The 20,161-nt window shown below is 58.1% G+C and carries 16 protein-coding genes; 6 read left to right on the top strand and 10 right to left on the bottom strand.

Translation table 11 applies throughout. From position 1 onward, the window contains the following. Nucleotides 1–9 precede the first annotated feature (9 nt). From G403_RS0101820 to G403_RS0101810, 3 genes are all read right to left on the bottom strand, one after another. The gene (locus G403_RS0101820; protein WP_027852476.1) at nt 10–3,069 is read right to left on the bottom strand and encodes a bifunctional diguanylate cyclase/phosphodiesterase; all 3,060 of its coding nucleotides are present in this window, start codon (nt 3,067–3,069) and stop codon (nt 10–12) included. A 134-nt stretch (nt 3,070–3,203) separates the two neighbouring features. Continuing rightward, nucleotides 3,204–3,488 (bottom strand): acylphosphatase, encoded by a 285-nt coding sequence (locus G403_RS0101815; RefSeq protein ID WP_027852475.1) that lies wholly within the window; start codon nt 3,486–3,488, stop codon nt 3,204–3,206. Continuing rightward, entirely contained in the window at nt 3,489–4,715 is a 1,227-nt protein-coding gene (locus G403_RS0101810; RefSeq protein ID WP_027852474.1) for a virulence factor BrkB family protein, read from the bottom strand. A gap of 107 nt (nt 4,716–4,822) precedes the next feature. On the opposite strand from G403_RS0101810, the gene arsC reads away from it, so the two are divergent. The 5 genes from arsC (at nt 4,823) to G403_RS0101785 (ending at nt 8,764) form a co-directional block, all read left to right on the top strand. After that, the gene (gene arsC, locus G403_RS0101805) at nt 4,823–5,173 is read left to right on the top strand and encodes an arsenate reductase (glutaredoxin) (protein WP_027852473.1); all 351 of its coding nucleotides are present in this window, start codon (nt 4,823–4,825) and stop codon (nt 5,171–5,173) included. Next, on the top strand, nt 5,170–5,772 hold the full coding sequence (gene wrbA / locus G403_RS0101800; RefSeq protein WP_027852472.1) for an NAD(P)H:quinone oxidoreductase: 603 nt from the start codon (nt 5,170–5,172) through the stop codon (nt 5,770–5,772). The genes arsC and wrbA overlap by 4 nt, the downstream gene beginning before the upstream one ends. Next, on the top strand, nt 5,769–6,137 hold the full coding sequence (locus G403_RS0101795; protein WP_027852471.1) for a DUF2069 domain-containing protein: 369 nt from the start codon (nt 5,769–5,771) through the stop codon (nt 6,135–6,137). The genes wrbA and G403_RS0101795 overlap by 4 nt, the downstream gene beginning before the upstream one ends. Continuing rightward, nucleotides 6,134–7,795 (top strand): SufS family cysteine desulfurase, encoded by a 1,662-nt coding sequence (locus tag G403_RS0101790; protein WP_027852470.1) that lies wholly within the window; start codon nt 6,134–6,136, stop codon nt 7,793–7,795. Before G403_RS0101795 ends, G403_RS0101790 begins: the two co-directional genes overlap by 4 nt. A 66-nt stretch (nt 7,796–7,861) precedes the next feature. Beyond that, the gene (locus G403_RS0101785) at nt 7,862–8,764 is read left to right on the top strand and encodes a LysR family transcriptional regulator (RefSeq protein WP_027852469.1); all 903 of its coding nucleotides are present in this window, start codon (nt 7,862–7,864) and stop codon (nt 8,762–8,764) included. Here the strand turns inward: G403_RS0101785 and G403_RS0101780 are convergent. The 7 genes from G403_RS0101780 to G403_RS0101750 form a co-directional block, all read right to left on the bottom strand. Further along, nucleotides 8,761–10,698, bottom strand: coding sequence for a DNA topoisomerase III (locus G403_RS0101780; RefSeq protein ID WP_027852468.1), 1,938 nt, complete (start codon nt 10,696–10,698; stop codon nt 8,761–8,763). The two genes, G403_RS0101785 and G403_RS0101780, sit on opposite strands and share 4 nt — an antisense overlap. Continuing rightward, entirely contained in the window at nt 10,679–10,846 is a 168-nt protein-coding gene (locus tag G403_RS25220) for a fructosamine kinase family protein (protein WP_156899624.1), read from the bottom strand. The genes G403_RS0101780 and G403_RS25220 overlap by 20 nt, the downstream gene beginning before the upstream one ends. A gap of 1 nt (nt 10,847) precedes the next feature. After that, nucleotides 10,848–13,163, bottom strand: a complete 2,316-nt coding sequence (locus G403_RS24280) for a bifunctional diguanylate cyclase/phosphodiesterase (RefSeq protein WP_051298392.1) — start codon at nt 13,161–13,163, stop codon at nt 10,848–10,850. A gap of 21 nt (nt 13,164–13,184) precedes the next feature. Beyond that, entirely contained in the window at nt 13,185–15,278 is a 2,094-nt protein-coding gene (locus G403_RS24275) for a DctP family TRAP transporter solute-binding subunit (protein WP_051298390.1), read from the bottom strand. Between the two features lie 91 nt (nt 15,279–15,369). Next, entirely contained in the window at nt 15,370–17,292 is a 1,923-nt protein-coding gene (locus G403_RS0101760) for an alkaline phosphatase D family protein (RefSeq protein ID WP_027852467.1), read from the bottom strand. 40 nt (nt 17,293–17,332) lie between these two features. Then, on the bottom strand, nt 17,333–17,668 hold the full coding sequence (locus G403_RS0101755) for a DOPA 4,5-dioxygenase family protein (RefSeq protein WP_027852466.1): 336 nt from the start codon (nt 17,666–17,668) through the stop codon (nt 17,333–17,335). Between the two features lie 58 nt (nt 17,669–17,726). Continuing rightward, nucleotides 17,727–18,896 carry an aminotransferase-like domain-containing protein gene (locus tag G403_RS0101750; RefSeq protein ID WP_169719874.1) on the bottom strand — a complete coding sequence of 390 codons (1,170 nt, stop codon included), beginning with the start codon at nt 18,894–18,896 and terminating at the stop codon, nt 17,727–17,729. 41 nt (nt 18,897–18,937) lie between these two features. Here G403_RS0101750 and G403_RS0101745 point away from each other — a divergent pair, with 41 nt between their 5' ends. After that, on the top strand, nt 18,938–20,116 hold the full coding sequence (locus tag G403_RS0101745; protein ID WP_027852464.1) for a BaiN/RdsA family NAD(P)/FAD-dependent oxidoreductase: 1,179 nt from the start codon (nt 18,938–18,940) through the stop codon (nt 20,114–20,116). Nucleotides 20,117–20,161 lie beyond the last annotated feature (45 nt).

Raw genomic sequence — 20,161 nt, 5'->3', positions numbered from 1 at the left:
GCGCAGCAATCACGCTTCTTCAGTTTTCACCAGAGTCAGGGATTGCTTCAGAGGCTGTAACACCTGCTCAATGGCGGTGACCGATAGCCAGGTTTCCAGCGGTGCCGCACGGGCGAACAGGAAGCCCTGGTAGAGCACCACGTGATGCCGTGCCAGCCAGCGCATCTGATCGACGGTCTCCACGCCTTCTGCAATCACTTTCATATCCAACCCTTCGGCCATACGCCCGACCGAACGCACAATCGCCTCATCCGCCGGCGAATCGGGCAGCTCCTTGATGAATTCCCGATCTATTTTAAGGTGTTCCACGGGCAGTCGTTTCACATATGCCAGTGACGAATAACCGGTACCAAAGTCGTCGACGGCAACGCGTACGCCCAGTTCTCTGAGGGCAGTGAGCACGGAGATGATTGCTTCGGGATGCTCCAGAAATTGCCGTTCAGTCACCTCCAGCGAGATCCAGCCCGGTTCACAGGCATACTCTTCCAGATAATCCAGCAGGCGCTCGATAAAGCCCGGATCTAACAGCTCCTGGCCACAGATATTAATCGCGACCGCACTCCCGCCGGGAATCCGCCGTGCCAGCAACGCCGCCGCAGAGATCGCCGTGCGCAGCAGCCAGGGCTCCAGCAGCATGATCCAGCCACTGTCTTCCAGTATCGGCACGAAACGCCCCGGACTGAGCGGCTGCCCATTTTCATCGCGCAACCTTAACAGCGCTTCGAAATGCTCTACCCGCCCATCCCGCGCATTCACGACCGGTTGAAAGTGCAGCTCGAAACGCTCCTCCTCGATCGCACGCTTGAGGTACTCTTCCAGATCCAGCTGGTCGCGACTGCTTTGCACCGACCCCGGTTTAAACACCGAGATCTGACCGCGTAGCCCCTTACCGGTATTGAGCGCGATTTGAGCGGCCTGCAGCAGCGGCTCAAACTGGACCGCATGCTCTGGCCAGAATGCAAGCCCGGCGGAGATGCTGACTTTGACTCTCTGCTGACCCAGCGTCATCGGCTCACCGACACGACGCTGGGTGCGTTCAATCAGTTCAAAAACACCCGCTTCATCGCCATCATAAAGAACGACAAAGCTATCCGCCGTCAGACGAGCGGCATAGCCCTTATCCAGCACTTCGGATACCCGGCGGCTTACTTGTCGGATAACAGAGTCCCCGGCTCTATATCCCAGGCTGTTATTGATCATCCGCAGGCGATCAATATCGAAGATCAGCATCGCCAAACGCTCTCGACCCTCACACTGCGCCTCAAACTCCCGGGCAATCTGGACCCGGCTCGCCATCACCGCGAGCTGATCGATCTGATCCAGCTCATCAAACCGCGATGCCGCACTCGCCTGGTTGGTGATATCCCGGGCGCGCAGCAAAAAGTGCAGCTCTCCCCTGAAATGACTGATTCGACGCAGTTCATAGCTGACAGTGCGAACGCGCCCTTGAGCCGCCAGCTCACCCTGCCCCTCAGCAAAGGCCCCGTCATGGGCCAACCGGGCCATGACGACAGCAGGGCTTTCATCCAACCGGAAACCGTAATCGACCAAGGACCCCAGACGGTCCCCCTCGCTGCTCAACCCCAGTGTCTGCCGCGCACTCTGGTTCGCATACTCCACCGTCATATCGCTACGATAGAGAAGCAACATCTCATCAGAAGCATCCAGAGTCTGAGACAGATAGATTAACTGGCTGTCATCAGCGCGGACCTGACCATAGTCGGACACCACCACCAGGTGGCGGGGCTCAGAGCCCAGCATGAGATGTGAAACCACTGCCTGCATCAGCTTGGGTGGACTGGACTCGATCACGATCTCCCCCGGCCCCGCTTGCAGATGACCAAAACGACAGAGTTCCGGTAGCAGGGTATGGGCCTCCAGCTGCAACGCGGGATTCCGCCCCCCGGCTTCCAGCAGCTGACGCGACCGCTCGTTAAATTGCATCAAGCGCTGCTCTTCATCGAACAGCAGGATCCCTTCACCCAGCTGAGCTACCAATGCAGCACTTTGTTCTGCGCTATGCTGAGCCTGGCGACGATATCGGTTGGCTTCGGACAGAGAGTACTCCAGCTGAATAGAGCGCCGCGCCAGCAGCGCGCACAGCGCACCCAGCGAAAGTAACAGCAGTCCGGACCAAAAGACCGCCATCAACGAATGCTCCAACGGTATCCAGGACACGCGTTGACGGGAGATCAGGTACCAGGGCATCCCCTGCGCCAGCGCGATCGCCGAAGGGCCTGTTTCATTTTCCAGGGAAAGGAGCAGGCGAGTTTCAACCCGTGCCCCGTTTACCGCTACAGTGAGCTTCTCGTCACCTTCCAGCAGACCGGCCGAGAGCTGAGCTACCGGTACATCATGCCCCTGATCCCAGTATGCAACTCCCGAACTATCAACAATCAGCCGTCCATCGGCGTCGGCCAGTTGAAGCGATGCAGTTCCGGTTGGCGCAGACTGACGCAGCGGGCGCAGCAGATAATTGGCATCCACGTTCAGAACCAGCATGCCATCTGTTTCACCCTGCCCGTTAGCCAACCGCATGACGAAGCGCATCATCGGTCGGTAAGGCTTCTCGACGACACCCTGCTCCACATTGAGATCCAAGGCGGACAGGTAGATCTGACCCGGTTCTAACGCTAGAGCATCCACGTAGTAGTACCGGTCACTCTTACTCTGCAAACGGCTACTCGGTACCGAGAAGATCTCACCGCCCATGCGGTGCACCCGGACGCGTTCATCGCCGTTGACATTTAACAATCGTACTTGCTGTATGTAGGGGTGATCCTGAAGATAGGCCTGCCAATCGAGCTCAAGAGCGGGCCTGTCGGCCCCACCGGTACCACGCCAGCGCTGAAAGCTGCCAAGCTGTGAAAGGTAGATCAGATCGGAGAGTACCGAGGTCATCTGCTGCGTCAGCGCATAGCCGGCGGCGGTTACGCGCTCGGTAGCGCGGCTGACTTCGAGCTGACGGCGCTGTCCAAAATCAAACGCCCAGAAGCCCGTCAGTCCAACAAGAAAAAGTGCCAGAACGGTAACGGCGGCCCATCCCGCCGTACGAGGTTTAAGGTGCATCGATCCCTGTCGCTCCTTATTGGGTACGCCCCCTCTGTCCGACAGAAGGGCCAGGTGCCATCCGATGCTGCAATTAAAAGATCCAGCCGATGACCCTCAAAGTCTAGACGCAGCAACCGGGTGTCACAAGAAATCTACCCCCCATCGTCCAGTACATCGAAACCGGAAAACGGCTCATAAGGCCTAGGATCAGCAGCCACATGGGTTACATTAGCCAGCTCCGGACCCCGGTTCAGCCAGGCCTCGACATGGCGCACTGAACGCTCGTCTCCGCACAGCAACGCCTCTACCCGACCGTCGCTTAAGTTACGCACCCAGCCACTCACATTATTCGCCTGAGCTTGTTCCTGCGTGAACCGTCGAAACCAGACCCCCTGTACACGGCCGGATATAACCAGGTGCATGCAAATATCGGCCATCTAAACCTCCTCTTTCGGATCACTCGCAAACAGTGCCGCTAACGTTATATCCAGCGTATCGCGCCGGTTGCGCTGCAACGCATCGAGTTTCCGGCTAACCGCTTTCTTCCAGGCGCTATCGGGGCTGTTGTGCGCCGCGGGCAGTGGCCAGGGTAAAATTTCCTGCAGCTGTGCCAACGTAAAACTGCCCAGATCTCGACTTAAAACGTAATGCCCCTGCTCCGTCCGCCGCACCAGGCTTGCGCTAATCAGTAGTTGAACATAGTCATCCCAGCGTCCCTGATCCAGCCCCGGCACCGACTGCAACAGGGTGCTATCGGACAGCGGAACCCCTTTCTGCTGCGCCTGCCACAACCGATCCAGTACCGTGAGCAGTGTATAGAAATGAGGTTCGCGCCGGGCACGCCTGTCTGCATGGTATATCGTCAAGGCCCGGGACAGCTCCGCCCCCAGCAGGATGATGGTCCAGCAGATAAAAATCCAGACCAGAAACATGGGCACGGCCGCGAAGGCGCCATAAATCAATTCGTAGGATGGAAACTGGGTCACAAAGAAAGCAAACCCCCGTTTTGCCACCTCGAACATGATGGCAGCCGCCAGTCCGCCGAGCGCTGCGTTTTTAAGCGGTACGCGACAGTTCGGTACCGCCGCATAAAGCAGTGTAAACGCAGCGGTTGAGAGCAGCGTCGGAAAGATCGCCAGTAAACGCGCCCGGCCCACAACCTCGGTGGCACTGTAAAAAAACGGCAGCGAAGCCACATAAGAGGTCAGCAACAGCCCAAAGCCGATCAGGATTGGACCCAGGCTGAGGACTGCCCAATAGAGAAGAAAGCTGGATAGGCCACTGCGCGGCTCACTGACCCGCCAAATCCGATTCAGCGCCGCCTCGATGTTTTTCATCATCATGATTGAGGTAATCAGCAGAAAAACGATACCCACCGCGGTCAGTTTCCTGGCCTGAGAGCTGAATGTCTGCAGATACTCCTGCACCACCTCCCCGGTAGCCGGCACGAAGTTCTGAAAAATCCAGCCCTGTAACTGCTCACCAACACCCTGAAAGGAGGGAACCGCCGCCAACATGGAATAGGAGACCGTCATCAACGGGACCACGGCAAACAGCGTGGTATAGGTCAGTGCTGAAGCATTAAGAATGCCCTGGTTGGCCATGTACTGGCGAAACAGGTCCCGCATGAAAAGTACCGCCGTGGGTAACGGGCGTTTTATCATTACCACTCCTTAAGCCAGAGCCTCCACGCTCCGGCTTTGTAACCGTCTGATGAACCTATACAATAGGCCGCCGTATACAGCAATGAAAGCGTCCCAGGGAGCTCTTGATGGCGATCAGCATCTATCATAACCCACGTTGTTCCAAATCCCGTGAAACCCTCAAACTGCTGCAGGACAAGGGAATCGAACCCGAAATCCGAGAGTATCTGAAAGATGTACCCAGCGCAGACGAACTGAAAGCGGTTCTGAAGAAACTGGGGGTTTCCGCCCGCGACTTATTGCGCAAAAAGGAAGCGGAGTACAAGGAGGCCGGGCTCGATGACGAATCGCTGAGTGATGATGCCGTGATCGACTCCATGACACGTTATCCCAAGCTGATTGAGCGCCCGATTGTGATTAACGGTGACCAGGCGCGCATCGGGCGTCCCCCGGAGTCGGTGCTGGAGATCCTTGAGTGACCGATCCATTCGTACTAGTCCTCTACTATAGCCGTCACGGCGCCACACGAACCCTGGCCCGTCATATTGCCCGCGGTGTAGAAGAAGCGGGTATCGCTGCGCGCCTGCGCACGGTTCCCCCCGTCTCCACCACCTGTGAAGCAATAGATCCGGCGGTTCCTGATGACGGCGCACCCTACGTCAGCGAGGCCGATCTGTCCCAGTGCTGTGGTCTGGCGCTGGGCAGTCCAACCCGCTTCGGCAATATGGCGGCACCGATGAAGTACTTCATCGACGGCACCTCCAGCCTCTGGGTATCCGGGGCCTTGATCGACAAGCCCGCCTGTGTATTTTCCTCCAGTGCCTCTCTGCACGGAGGCCAGGAAACCACCCTGCTGAGCATGATGCTGCCACTGCTTCACCACGGCTGTGTGATCGCCGGCCTGCCTTACAGTGAGCAGGGACTGCATACCACCTCCAAGGGCGGTACCCCCTACGGAGCGACCCATGTCAGTGGCCGTGACGGTGAACACCCGGTCGATAAAATTGAGCTGGAGCTCTGTCACGCCCAAGGCCGTCGTCTGGGTGAGCTGGCACTACGTCTGAGGAGAGAGAGATGACACTTAACAGCAAGGCTCGGGCCAGCCGGTGGCTGACGCTGGCAAGTTACACCGGACTGCTTATATTGTTCACCCTGTGGTATCTGTTGATCGCGCCGGCGAAAAGTGAACACCCCTGGGTTATATGGCTGATTCATATCGTACCACTGTTGGCATTCCTGCCGGTGGTCTGGCGCGGCTACCCCCGGGGCCACGCCTGGCTCTGTTTTGTGCTACTGCTCTATTTCATGGAGGCCGTCCTGGCCGCATTTAACCCCATGACCCGATGGCTCGGGCTTGTCGAGTCGGCGTTGCTGGTGATTTTGTTCACCGGAGCGATGATGTTTGCTCGCTGGCAGAGCAAAGTTAATCGCGGACTGGCATGAGCACCCCGTTCGACCTGAAGCGACTGCGGGGGGAGTTCCCGATTCTCTCCACGCGGGTCAACGGACAGCCTCTGGCCTACCTGGATAATGCGGCCACAACACAAAAGCCCCGGCTGGTTATCGATGCCATCAGCCAGTACTACAAACGCTACAACGCCAATGTTCATCGGGCCGCACATACGCTCTCCGGTCAGGCTACTGAAGCGTTTGAGCAGGTCCGTCACACACTGGCCGCGTTTATCGGCGCGCCCCATGCCCGCGAAATCATCTGGACCCGCGGCACCACCGAATCCCTGAACCTGGTGGCTTACAGCTTCCTGGAACCGCGCCTGCAGACAGGGGACCGGGTCCTGCTGATGGACGTAAATCACCACGCCAATATCGTTCCCTGGCAACAGACCTGCCTCCGACGTGGCGCTCATATCGATGTACTCGACGCTGCCAATGGCGAGATTGACTGGCAGCAATACCGCGAGCTGCTTGCCCGCAAACCGGTTCTGGTCGCATTGACTCAGGTCTCCAATGCGACCGGCGCGCGCTACCCGATCCATCAGCTGTGCCGCGAAGCCAAATCCGCCGGCGCTGTAGTCGTCGTCGATGGGGCCCAGGCGGTACCTCACGACGAGCTGGATCTTTCCACGCTGGCCTGTGACTTTTACGCGTTCTCCGGTCACAAGCTGTTTGGTCCCACCGGCATCGGCGCGCTCTGGGGCCGGCAGTCGCTGTTATCTGAGATGGCTCCCTGGCAGACCGGGGGCGAGATGATTGAATCAGTCAGCTTCGAGACGACCCGGTTCGCCGGACTACCTTTTAAGTTCGAGGCCGGCACACCCGATATCGCCGGTGTCATCGGCTTGGGCGCGGCAATCGACTTTTTAACCGGCAAAAACCGGCAGGCACTTGCAACCCATGAAGCGGCGCTACGACAGCAAGCTATGGAGCGCTGCCAATCCATTAAAGGGTGGCGCGCGGTGGCAGCCGGTGACAACCCAGCCAGCCTGATATCCTTTGTGATCGATGGCCATCACCCCCAGGACATAGGCCTTTGGCTGGATCAGCAGGGTATCGCGGTTCGTGCAGGCCACCACTGCGCCATGCCGCTGATGAGCCGCCTTGGGCTTAACGGAACAGTCCGCGCTTCTCTGGCTTTCTATAACACAGCGGAAGAGGTTGAACGTTTCGCCCGGGCGCTTGAGACATTGGTTAGCACCGAGACAACCGCGCCGGTGGCGCTGGAGCTCACATCCCAGAACATCGCGCTTATTCATGCCGTGGAGCAGGCATCGGACTGGCATCAGCGCTATGGAGCGCTGATGAAGCTCGGCAGCATGACTCCGCGATTACCCGCAACATTGCAACAGGACAAGTTCCGCGTTCATGGCTGTGAATCAAAGGTGTGGCTCATTATGAAGCTGGACAGTGAGGGCCGCCTGGACTGCCACGCCGATGCAGATGCGCGTATACTCAGGGCCCTTCTCGCGCTTCTGTTGCATTGGTGCAACGGCCTGATGCCGCAGGAAGTACTATTGCTTGACCTGCGCGCACGGATCGCCGAGCTGGATTTGAGCCGTCACCTCAGCCCATCCAGAGGCAACGGCGTAATCGCCCTGATAGAAGCGCTGGAGCAGTTTGCACAGACCCGTGCCGAAGACTGCTGAATCCCGGCCTATCCTTGGGCCAGTAACCCACATTGCTCAAGGAGCAGCAACAGGAGTCGACCATCGATGAACCTGAATGATCTGAGCCTGTTTATTCGCGTGGTGGAGACCGGCAGTTTCACGGCCGCCGCCGACACTTTGAACGTGCAGAAATCCACCATCAGTCGACGAATCGCCCAGCTCGAGGACAGTCTCGGCGTGCGCCTGATCCAGCGAACGACGCGCAAACTCAAGCTGACCTCTGAGGGTCGAGAGTTATTCGATCGCAGCCACGAACTCATCGAGCAGCTGGAACTGGTGCGCGACGAGGTCGCTGCCGACTCCAGCGAACTGCGCGGACGCCTGCGCATGACCATGCCAACAGAGCTGGGCATCATGATGATGAGCGATGTGGTGGCCAGCTTCATCCATAATCACCCGCAACTGGAAGTGGATGTGGAGCTGAGCACCCGGACCGTGGACCTGGTTGAAGAGGGGATGGATCTGGCGCTGCGGATCGGCCCCCTGCCCGACTCGTCGATGATCGCCCGTAAAGTCGCCCGGCTTGAACGGCACCTGTACGCGAGCCCCGAATATCTGCAACGGTACGGCGAGCCGAAAACCCCTGATGAACTCTCTCAGCATCAGTGCATTACGTTGGTAAAACCCTTTGATACCTGGCGTTTTTTGGACTGGCACGGTGGAGAGCCGGCCAGTTATGGCGGGCAACTCAGAACGAACAGCATCAGCTTCGCCCGGGAAATGGCGGTTCAGGGTGTAGGGATCGCCCGAATGCCGGATGTCTTTGCCAACCCAATGGTGGACGAGGGCCGGCTGGTCAGAGTAATGGAGGCGTTTCCCATGTCCCCAACTGAAATAAACGCGATCTACACAAGCCGGCGCAATCTAACGCCGCGGGTCCGTGCTTTTATCGATCATATGATGGAAAAACTGGCCACCCACCCCTGGGTATCCGACTGCACACCTTAGGTAGTGGCCCGCTCGCTTTTTCGTTTACGTGATGTTCGGCGTTTGCCGCCCCCTTTTGCGGCAGAGCGCCGTCCACGACGGCCAGGCTCCACCTTCACACCTCTGAGCGCCTCCGGTGGCTTTGCTGCCACCTGTTCCACCAGCGCAGTAAGGCGCTCAGACAGCTGCCCCATGAACGCATCGTAGCGCCCTTCCCGACGCGCCATTGCATCCAGCGCCGACTCCCAGTGGGCAGTCATATCGGGCAGGGTGACCTGCGCCGGCAACGCATCAATCAAGCCTCGCCCAGCTTCACTCGAAGAAAGTACCTTCCCCTGTCGCCGCAAGTACCCGCGCCGAATCAATAATTCAATAATCCCAGCCCGGGTCGCTTCGGTCCCCAGCCCATCAGTCTCTCGCAACACTTTGCGCAGGGCTGTATCAGTCACAAAGCGCGCGATACCGGTCATAGCCGCTAACAAAGAGGCATCGGTGAACGCCTTGGGCGGCTGGGTCATTTTGGACAGCACCTCGCCCTCCCGACACAGCAAAGCGTCATTGACCTGAACCCTTGGTAGCCGGGCATCCTCTTCCTTTTTACCCAGTAATACCTTCCAGCCCGGCTCTAAGGTCTGCCGCGCTTTCGCCATAAACAGGCCACCTTCAATCCGGATCTCCAGTTTTACATCGGCAAACGCCCAGCGCGGGTAAAACTGCATCAGATATTGCCGGGCGATCAGTTCATAGACCTGTGCCTCCGACTTGGAGAGACCGCTGGCCGAGGCTTTCCGTGTCGGAATGATCGCGTGATGCGCACCCACTTTACTGTCGTTCCATGCGCTGCTGCGCAATCGCAGATCGGCCCCATCACAGGCGGGTTTCAATTCATCGGCACATCGTCGGATAGCAGAGACCACCTGCGTCGCCTCGCTGTGATGCTCAGCCGGCAGGTAACGGCAATCCGAGCGCGGGTAGGTAATCACGCGGTGTTTTTCATACAGTGCCTGACAGGCATCCAAAACCTGCTGTGCGCTCAGGCCAAAGCGTTTTGAGGCATCCATCTGAAGCGAAGAAAGGTTGTAGGGTAACGGCGGAGGCTGGCTACCCTCTTTGCGCTGCGCGCTCTCAACCAAACCCGTGCGCCCGCTGATACGCTGTGCCACATTCTTCGCCAATGCTTCGCTGAGCACCCGCCCTTCCTCGTCCTGCCAGTTGGCGCAGGCTTCGCTGGGCTGCCATAGCGCCGTAAAGCGCTCGCCCTGCGGAGTCTCCAGGTGAGCGGCCACCTCGTAATAGGGCTTGGGCGTGAATGCTTCGATCTCCCGGTCCCGTGCCACCACCAGACCCAACACCGGCGTCTGAACCCGGCCCACCGACAACAACCCGTCAAAACCGACACGGCGTCCCTGCAAAGTCAACGCGCGCGTCAGGTTGATGCCGAATAGCCAATCAGCACGAGACCGGGCCAGCGCTGATACAGACAGCGGCAGGAATTCGCGATTCTCCCTTAAGCGGGCAAGAGACTGGCGCACGGCAGACGGATTCAGGTCGGCAATTAAAAGCCGCTTCATGGTTTGGCGCTTTTCGACACCGACCCCGAGATAGTCAATGACCTCATCAACCAGCAGTTGACCTTCGCGGTCAGGGTCACCGGCATGAACCAGCTCCGTCGCCTGCTTGCTTAATCGACGCAGGACCCCGAGCTGGGTCTTCATTTTAGGACGGGGAACAAGCTGCCACTGTTCAGGGATAATAGGCAGATGCTCCAAGCGCCACTGCTTATAACGTGGATCATAAGCCTCGGGCTCCGCCTGCTCGAGCAGATGGCCGACACACCAACTGATCACATCGCCATTGGCACAGCGGATGAAGCCGTCATCTCGCGAGCTCTGCCCCGGCATGGCGGCGGCAATAGCCCGGGCCAGGCTCGGCTTTTCAGCGATATACAGCTTCATGAATAGCGCGCAGTCCCTGTTCGCAGCCATCCAGATAACTGCTGCCAAAGAGGTTGTAGTGGTTCAGGTAATGATAACAGTTGTAGATCTGGCACTTAAGCGGGTCGTGCCCGGGCAGAGGATTTCGCTTGATGAAGGCTGTACGCATACTATCCGTCGTGAGAGCCCACAGCGGCACTACGCGCTTTCAGCAACGGTTCAAGTGACTCAGGTGCACCCGGTCGTCCATACAGGTACCCTTGCGCATTGTGGCAACCCAGCTCGATCAGCAACGCCTTCTGACTTTCGGTCTCGACCCCCTCGGCAATCAGATCCAGCTCAAGCTTATTGGCCAGCGCCGTGATAACTTCGATAATTGAAACATCCTCCGGATCGATAACAGCGTTGCGTACGAAGGATTGATCGATCTTCAAACGGGTGACCGGCAACCGCTTCAGGTAGGCCAGAGATGAATATCCTGTCCCAAAATCATCAATCGCCAAGCTGATTCCCTGCTCTCTCAACCGTTTAAGCGTCGGTATCGCCGCGGCAGGGTCGTGCATGATGAAGCTTTCAGTAACCTCCAGTTCGAGCCAGTGGGGCTGACAGCCGGTCTCATCGAGGATCGCCCTGACCTGGTCCGGTAGCGCCGGATTGAGAATCTGAGCGCCAGCCAAGTTAACGGACACCCGCCCCGGATCCCACCCCTGGCGGAACCAGCGCGCTTGCTGCTGGCAGGCCTCTCGAAGTACGTAATCACCGATATCGACAATCAGCCGGGTTTCCTCGGCGATCGGAATAAACGCGCCGGGCGGAATCATGCCTTTGCCCGGGTGCTGCCAACGTACCAGCGCCTCGCTACCGATCACCGCGCCGCTGAGCATATCAACCTGGGGCTGGTAGTGAACCACCAGCTCACGCCGCTCGATCGCCCGGCGCAATCCGGTCTCGACCTCCAGCCGGTCATAAGCCTGCTCGCTCATACCGGCCTCGTAGACACGATAACAGCCGCCACCGGCGCTTTTTGCGCGATACATGGCAGTATCGGCATTTCTGATCAGGGTTTCTGTCTTTTCGCCGTGTGTGGGGAAGAAAGTCACGCCAATGCTGGCACTGACATCCAGATCATGCTCGCCCATACGCACCGGCTTGGATAGCGCTTTGACAATCTGGCCCAGCAGGTGATGTACCTTTTCTTCGCCTTCTTTAAGCGAGCTGAGCAACATAAATTCGTCACCGCCATGGCGAAACAGGCGATCGCCGGTACTCTGCAGCTGCAGTTGAAGACGCTGAGAGACTGTCTTCAAAACCTGGTCTCCGACCGGGTGACCCAGGCTGTCATTAATCAGCTTGAACCGGTCCAGGTCGATATAGATCAACGCCAACGGCTCACGCTGAGTCGTACGATGAGCAACGGACTCCATCAACTGGCGTTCACAGTTAAGTCGATTGGGCAGACCCGTGAGCGCATCGTGGGTCGCTTCGTAGCGGAAGCGATCTCGCTCCGATTCCAGCTCCTGCTGAGCCTGCTGCAGATCGCGCGTGCGTTGATCAAAAGCGACGGCCAGGGACTCAAGCTCATCACCCGTACCCAACGGACTGCATTCACGCACCGGAATCGCCCGCACCCGCCGGTACAGTTCCAATACAGGTTTTGCGATCCCCTGACCGATAGCCGCAGCCAGCAGCGCCGATGCCAGCGTCAAAATCAGTCCGATGCCGATAAACCGGGATAACGTGTTACCGATCACCGCGTCAAACTGTTCCTGAGGAATACCCGATTCGATATACAGATCCAGCTGTTGCAGAAACGGGGTTCTTTCGAAGGGATGGAGTTCAGTGTTGATATAACTGAGTTGTCTGTCGTAGTTGAAGGACAGCAAAGGCTCACCCCCCTCCCTGACTATATTCAGGTAAGCATTGGAGTCCCGTGCCGCATGCGTACTGACCAGCGTCTGCATATCAAAGCCCGCCACCAACGCGCCCTGAGTCGTCTGGTAATAGGTAATCGGTGTAATGATGAATAGCTGTGCGCTACTCGCATCGGTGTAGATTGCCGTATTGCCCATGGCAAGGGCCGCGCGCAGCTCGGTGGACTCATTAAATCGCGGAAGCCACTGCTGGGCCTGAAACACCGCTTCGCCATCATAGTCCAGCAACGCCACCGCATTGAGCGAGGTCCCTTTGGCGAAGTTATCGATCAATTTGGGCAGGTCACGCCGTCTGGCGTTCTCGTCGATCAGCCCATTAATCATAAATGGGTTGTCAGCCAGACGCCCTGTCGCCTCAATCAAGTAGGCGATCCGGTTTTCGAGCTGGATGGCAGAGGACCGTGCCGACTCCTCAAGCAACTGGCGTGCCTGATAACTAAGCTCCTGGCGCATCACCGTCACCACTGCAAGCGTGGTAACTGCCATCGCCAAAGCAACGAAGCCCGCAACTTTCAATATCAAGCGGCGCTTCAGGCTATGCGTCTGATGTTCCACAGTACCCACCGTTCCTTGTTATCAATCCTGATCACCGGGTACGACACAACGTTTTGAAGACCAGTAGTAATCTTCGCTTGTTAGCGCCTGACGCTGCGAGGTGCTAAAAGGCGACCTGTATCTCTTTATTACTCCATTAAAGCTCAAAGCCCGGAGCATTGCCCGTGTAATCTGCTCACGGTCAAAACCCGGTTCCAATGAGGACAGCGCGTTAATGAGCAATCCTGCCCCATCATACCCCTGCGCAACGGCCGAGGGTACACGGGGTTCCTCATCATAGCGGGCCCGGTACTGCTGCATTAATAATCGGAATGCACTGTTGTCGGACCAGCTATGTAAACACTGAATATCCAGTGGCGACTCGATGTTCCCCTCGCGTATGGAATACACCTGCCGGCCGGGGTAGCGTGCTGCCAACGCCTGAATCGCGACATTTCTCTCACGTCCTCGCACGGCCAGCACCAGGGCCCCGCTTCCCGACAGTTGCGAAACTTGCTGCTGAATGGTCGCCGGCGTTTGTCCCATCGCAACTCTGACAACCTGACCCAGCAACCGCCCCTGCTTGGCCAACTGCCCGCGTAGGGCTTGCTCAAAATCCAGCCCCCAGGCACCCGCCTCAATGATTAAATGCGGATCGCCGGTACTATCCGCGTTGAGCTTGGCAGCCAGCGAGCGCGCCACGAGTGGCGTGACCTGCGTTAGCCCGAACAACTGTTCATACTCACCGCCTGCCAACAGCTCGCTTTCGGCGGCCCAGGGCGAAAGAACAGGAAAATCCAGAGTCTCAACGATGGGGAGTTGCCCTTTCAGCGCCGCACTGCCACCGCCTGCGATAACAGCCAGAACCGCCGGGTCCTCGGCCAATGTCTGTAGATTGCGCCCCGCCCGGTCCGGCTGCCCCAGATTATTGATCACCCACGGAGCGAGTCGGTAGCTGTCTACGCTGCGGTGGGCATTATACTGAGCCAAGGCCAATTCGACGCCTCGCTTGATATCACGCCCAATACCCTCCGTATCAGCCCCCAGATCCACATCGACACCGATCAACCGGCGTTTCTCGTCAGGATAATTTTGATAGAGGTAACTATCGGTCAATGCCAGCAGGTCGGAGCCGATCACGGACTCGAAACGGCTGGCTAAAGGTACCAGACGCTGACGGAAATCGGCCCGCTGCTCATCAGTCAGCCGATGGACGCGCGTGCCGGAAGCCTGGATTTCAGACAGAAATGTTTCCTCAAGGCGCCTGGTTTCGGCCCGCTGCCAATCGGTGATTTCACGTGCTTTCTCAAGCAGTAACGTCTGCATGGCGCTGGGCAGCTTTGAATAGCGTGACTCGTTGATCGATAAAACGTAAGCCAGGTAAGCGTGGCTGGACAGGGTCAGGTCCGTTTGTACCGCATGGATTCCCATGGAATGGATCGCCACCAGTGGATTTTCCTGCCCCTCAACGACCCCATCGCGCAACGCCTCTTTCACCTGATGGAAGTCAATCGGAATCGCTTCGGCACCCAGCAGCTCGAACTGCTCCTGGAGTAGCCGGCTCTTCATGACCCGGAAGCGCTCGCCGTCAAAGTCAGCGGGGCTAAGCAGGGGTTTATTGGCCGTAAAGTGCTTAAAGCCGTTGCCCCAGAAAGTAATTCCGACAAGACCAATGCGGCGTAAACGATTCAGTAACAACCGCCCGGGTTCGCCATCCAGCAGGTGATAGAGGTCCTCTTGAGCAGGAAAATAGAAAGGAAGATCGGGGTACTGCATTTCCGGGACCGCGACGCTGAGCTTTGCGCTGGGGGTCAGAATCAGATCCAGCTCTCCCCGGCGGGCCATCTCCAGCATTTGATGATCATTTCCCAGCTGCTGATTGGGAAACAACTGGATCTGCAAGCGCCCCTGACTCTCCTCCCTGACCGCATTAGCCAGCCGTACGGCCGCCGCGTGCATCGCACTGCGCTCCGGCATGTTATACCCGAGTTTCAGTACATCGGCTGACCGCACAGCCACTTCACCGGGTTCAGGCCCCCGCAGCGTAGCATCAGGCATAGGCCACACTACCAGCATCACCAGCGCCAGGGCCATCAACCCCGCGACAAGCAAAAACAAGAGACGACGTATCAGCATGGGCTCTAGGCTCCTTTGAACACCCACTACCTGAAACTATACACCCAGACAACGTGAGTGTTCCCAGTAAAGCGCTATCCTCTGAGCCAGATCAGCCCCAGTGTTCCTCTTCATCGCTGAGATCAAAATGGGTATCGCAACCATCCGCTCCCAGCTGCCATACCTCCAGCGGTTCACCATCTTCGTCAAAGCGCACCAGCCCGATTCCTGAACGATTAACCAAACGGCTGCCTGGCGAAGCACTATCGGGGCGCCGGGGCGAAACCCGCATCAAGCGGCGGCGGGTAAACCAGTTGAGTGGAGACCAGGGCGCATACAGCCAGCGATTAAGACGATCAAAGAGCTTCAACAGCCGGGCCGGGAACTCGTTTTTAAGGCCGCTGCTGGTAATCTGCCAGATTTTCGGGCCACCTTTGCGGAAGCGGATCTCGATATCGTAAACAAACGAGTAGTGCACATCACCGGAGAGAATCACAAAGTGCTCCGGTGTCCGGGTATGACGGAAAATATTGAGCATCACGTTGGCGGCGCCGGGGTGGGCCATCCAGTTTTCCGCATCCACCATCAACGGTTGCCCAAACCAGGTAAATACCTTCTGGACAGACTCGATCAACTTGACGCCGAACACCGGCGCCGGCGAGACCAGCACCACCGCTTTACAGTCGAGCAATTCCTGTTGAAGCTCGGTTAACGCCTCCCAGTCCATAAGGCCCGAAGGACTGGCCAGATTGCGCTCGGCGCGCCAGCGCCGGGTCCGTGTATCCAGGACCAGTACGCCCGGCTCTATCGGCACCCGATAATGCCAACCCTCGTAACGGAACAGCTCGTCAATCAGTGCTTTATGGTTTTCCAGCGTGCGCGTTTTCAGCCATCGCTCCAACGGCTCCGCCAGCGCCCGGCGCAACGGTTTCGGGTTATTACCCAGCCCCTGGCATAACAGGTAACCGATCAATGCGTTCCCGATAATCCGACGGGAGAACGGATGCCCGTATGCGGCGACTTCCCAGGCCGCCGACAGGTTCCAGTCATCGGTGATATCGTGATCATCAAAGATCATATAGGTGGGCAGATGGGCCATCACCCGGCGAACCCGGGGCAGCGCTGCACAAAACGCCTCAATCACCTCCCGCTCACGGTGATACAGGTCACGCTGCTCGGCAGTCAGCCCCGCCGGGGCCTCAACGGCTAAGGTTTTCCAGCTCTCGGGAGACCAGGCCAGACAATAACTGGCTACCATCTCGGCATAGCTGATCAGGTGATTATGGGCATTATCGGAGGTAAATATGGGTTTGCGTACACCGCCAAAGACCGAGCTGCGCGCCGTTTCACTGGTGGAGTCATCGGGTAAAAGCGCCTCGCGCCGGTAATAGCAATCACCGCTGTCACGCAGCTCGGCCTCGTTGGCCACGTCCGCCCCTTCAAAGCGCTCGCCCCACAGACCGAGGCGGTCGGAGAGCGCATGGCTGGCCACCAGCATGGGGCCGGCCACATCATCCGCATAGAGCTGATCGCCGCTGAGCATCAGTAACGCGGGCCAGTGCTCCGGTCGGTCAAAGTGCGCCTCGATCCATTCATCGGCTCTGGCCATGCCATCGCCACCGGGGTGATGAGGCTTACGGCAGGATCCGTGAAAAATCGCGTCAAGCCAGCTTTTGATCTGAAACCCGGGCAGATTCTCGCCCGGGTACAGCAGATCCGTTCCCCACTCGGCGATGGAAACCGGTTCCCCATCCTGCACGTAGCTGAGGTCATAGCGGATCCAGTGATCCCGGGGTAAAGGCGTATCCAGTTCGAGATGAATCAGCCGCAGCCACAGCCGCTCGCCCAGCTGCAGCGTCCACAGATCATGTGCATCGAGGGTTCTATCGAACAGACAACCGTCGTCGCCAAGCAGCGTCAGCGACAGCTCGCAGGGTGCCGTGGTCAGCAACCAGATTGTCAGGGATCCAGGTTCTATCCGGCGCAGAATGGGGCCGACCAGCACCGTCGGCAGAGAGTTATCTGTCTCACTCATGCAGCGAACTTATCTCAGGCTGAAGTCAGAGGTAAAGCGCTCAGTCCCGGTAGAACTGATCCAGCTTAAGTGGCCGGTCCTCACCGAGCCAGATCTGGCGGTCCCGGTGATCAACAAGATCATTGCCGGTATCCGGGTGAATAAAGACAATGAGCCCGTCTCGATTGAGGGTCAGCCAGCCCAGGACCTCACCTATCCGTTCTGTCGGTACCGTCAACTGACAGCTCCAGTCCGGATGCGGCCCCACCGGTTTCTGATGCATTCGTCCCATCTGGATGCCAAAGTGTTCAACCGCCCCTTCGCATAACGCTTTAGCCTGCTCCAGCGTATCCGCACTGTAATAGACATGGGCATGATAGCAACGTATATCCGTCATCTCAGATTCCCGCAAAGAGTCCCGCAAAAAGATCCATATTAACACCCATCAACGCGCGTCAGCTAAATGCCAGCGCGAGCCGGTCGCAGGCCTGAGACAGCGCCGGTTTATCGTACCAGGCGAAACACACACGCAGACTCTCTGAAAAAGCGCCGGTGGCCGAACAGGCATCGCCGGGCAGACAGGAAACACCCTGAGCCCGGCAGGCCTGCTGGAAGTCGGCGGTTCGGGTGCCATCGGTAAACGTTGCCCAGATAAAGTAGCCGCCGGCGGGACGCGTGAACGCCAATCGTTGGTCAAACGCCCGCTCCAGCCCGTCACTGAGCGTCTCCATGCGCTCAATCAGATTGCGCCGGGTTTCCGCCAGTTGCTGCTGGAAGCGCCCGCTCTCTATAAGCGGGGCCACCAATGCGGAAGATATGGGTGACAGCCCCCCGCCACTTCTGAACAGTGGTGACTCGGTAAGTCTGGGAAGCCAGCGGGCGTTGCTATGAATCCATCCCAGACGCAGGCCCGGCGCCAGAATCTTGGAGAAAGTGCCCACGGAAAAGACCGGTGCCTGCTCGTCATAGCAGGCCAGCACCGGCGGTGGCGCCTGCTCAAAATAGAGCGACTGGTAGACCTCGTCCGCCACCAGCGGGCACTGATGCGCTTTCGCCAGAGCCACCAGTTCTCGGCGCCGATCGTCGGTCTGGGTAATGCCGGTGGGATTGTGAAAGGCCGGTATCGTGTAGATAAAAGCGGGCTTGTGTTCCTCAATCGCCTGAGCCAGTGCCCCTGCGGAGAGCCCCTGCTCATCCATCGGCACTGAAATCGGGCGCAGGCCGTGCTCGGAAAACAGCTTTAACGCGACAAAATAGGAGGGATCTTCCACCAGAACCGCATCACCGGGTCTGGCGAGCCGGGCACTGATCAGATCCAGAGCGTTGGTGGAGCCCGTGGTAACCAGCAGATTCTCCGGGTCCACCTGCTGTCCATACTCAGCGCTTAACCAGCCAGCCAGGACGGAGCGGAAGAAGCTGTCGCCCTTCTCTTCACCATAGGCCAGGTCTGATCGCGCCAGCGCCATTCCCTGAAACAGGTCAACAGGTAATAAAGCGGGGTCCGGCTGCCCTACTGTCAGGTTGATCGGGTTGTCCGGTCTTGCAAATTGATAGCCCATACCGCAAGAGTGGCAGGCCAAGTAAAAGTTGGCAACAACACAGCGCTTCGGGCGCCCGGTGATCATGATAAACTGGCGGTTTTGAAACGCTAACCGGGGCAGTTTTTGTGCGGGATTTTGATGTAATTGTAATTGGTGGCGGCGCATCGGGATTGATGTGCGCGGCGACGGCCGGCTATCGGGGCAAATCGGTGCTGGTGATTGAGCATACCCGCAAGATCGGCCGTAAGATTCTGATGTCCGGTGGTGGACGCTGTAACTTTACCAATATCCATAACAGCCCTGCCAATTTCCTGTCTGAGAATCCGCACTTCTGTAAATCCGCACTAAAGCGCTACCCCGCTACCCAGTTCATTGAGCTGGTGGAGCGCCACGGTATCGAGTTTCATGAAAAGACCCTGGGCCAGCTGTTCTGCAATGAATCGAGCAAGGAGATTCTGCAGCTTCTGCTGACCGAGTGTGAGTGGGCAGGCGTTGAGCTGGTCTCGGAAACCCGGGTTGAAAAGATCGCCGCTGAAGCAAACGGCTTTCACCTTCTGACGAGCGGCGGTGAGATGCGTTGTGACTCCCTGGTGATTGCCACCGGCGGGCTGTCGATCCCCAACGGCGGCGCCACCGCTTTTGCATTCGATGTGGCGCGCCAGTTTGGCCTTAAAGTGCTGGATACGCGGGCGGCACTGGTCCCCTTTACACTGCAACCGGCGGACCTTGAGTACATCAAACCGCTCTCCGGCATCGCGCACCCGGTTTCAGTGAGTTGTAACGGCACCCGTTTTGAGGAGTCGATGCTGTTTACCCATCGCGGGCTCAGCGGCCCCGCCATTCTCCAGATCTCCTCCTACTGGAACCCGGGTGACAGTATTGAAATAGACCTCTTCCCTGACCTGAATCTCGAAGAGTGGCTCAAATCCCAGCGCGATCAGCGCCCCAAAGCGGAACTCAAAACGGTACTCTCCGGCGTAATGAGCAAACGGGTGGTACAGACCCTGTGCGATCACTGGAAATTCGATGGCACCCTGGCCGAGCTGAGTAACAAGCGTCTCGCACAGATCGCCGAGCAGTTCCACCACTGGCAACTCAAGCCCAGCGGCATGGAAGGCTACCGGACCGCCGAAGTGACCCTGGGAGGCATCGATACCGATGAGCTTTCCTCCAAAACCATGGAAGCCAAAAAACAGCCCGGACTCTTTTTTATCGGCGAATGCGTGGATGTAACCGGCCACCTGGGCGGGCATAATTTCCAGTGGGCCTGGGCCTCAGGCGTGGCGGCTGGTCAGGCTGTATAAGCGCTATTTTTCGTATTTTTCACATCGCAGCGCAGGAGCAGACAC

It is taken from the genome of Marinobacterium litorale DSM 23545, from assembly GCF_000428985.1.
Taxonomy (GTDB): Bacteria; Pseudomonadota; Gammaproteobacteria; order Pseudomonadales; family Balneatricaceae; genus Marinobacterium_D; species Marinobacterium_D litorale.
The sequence above is the reverse complement of the archived record's forward strand: the minus strand, read 5'-3'. Positions and strand labels throughout refer to the sequence as shown.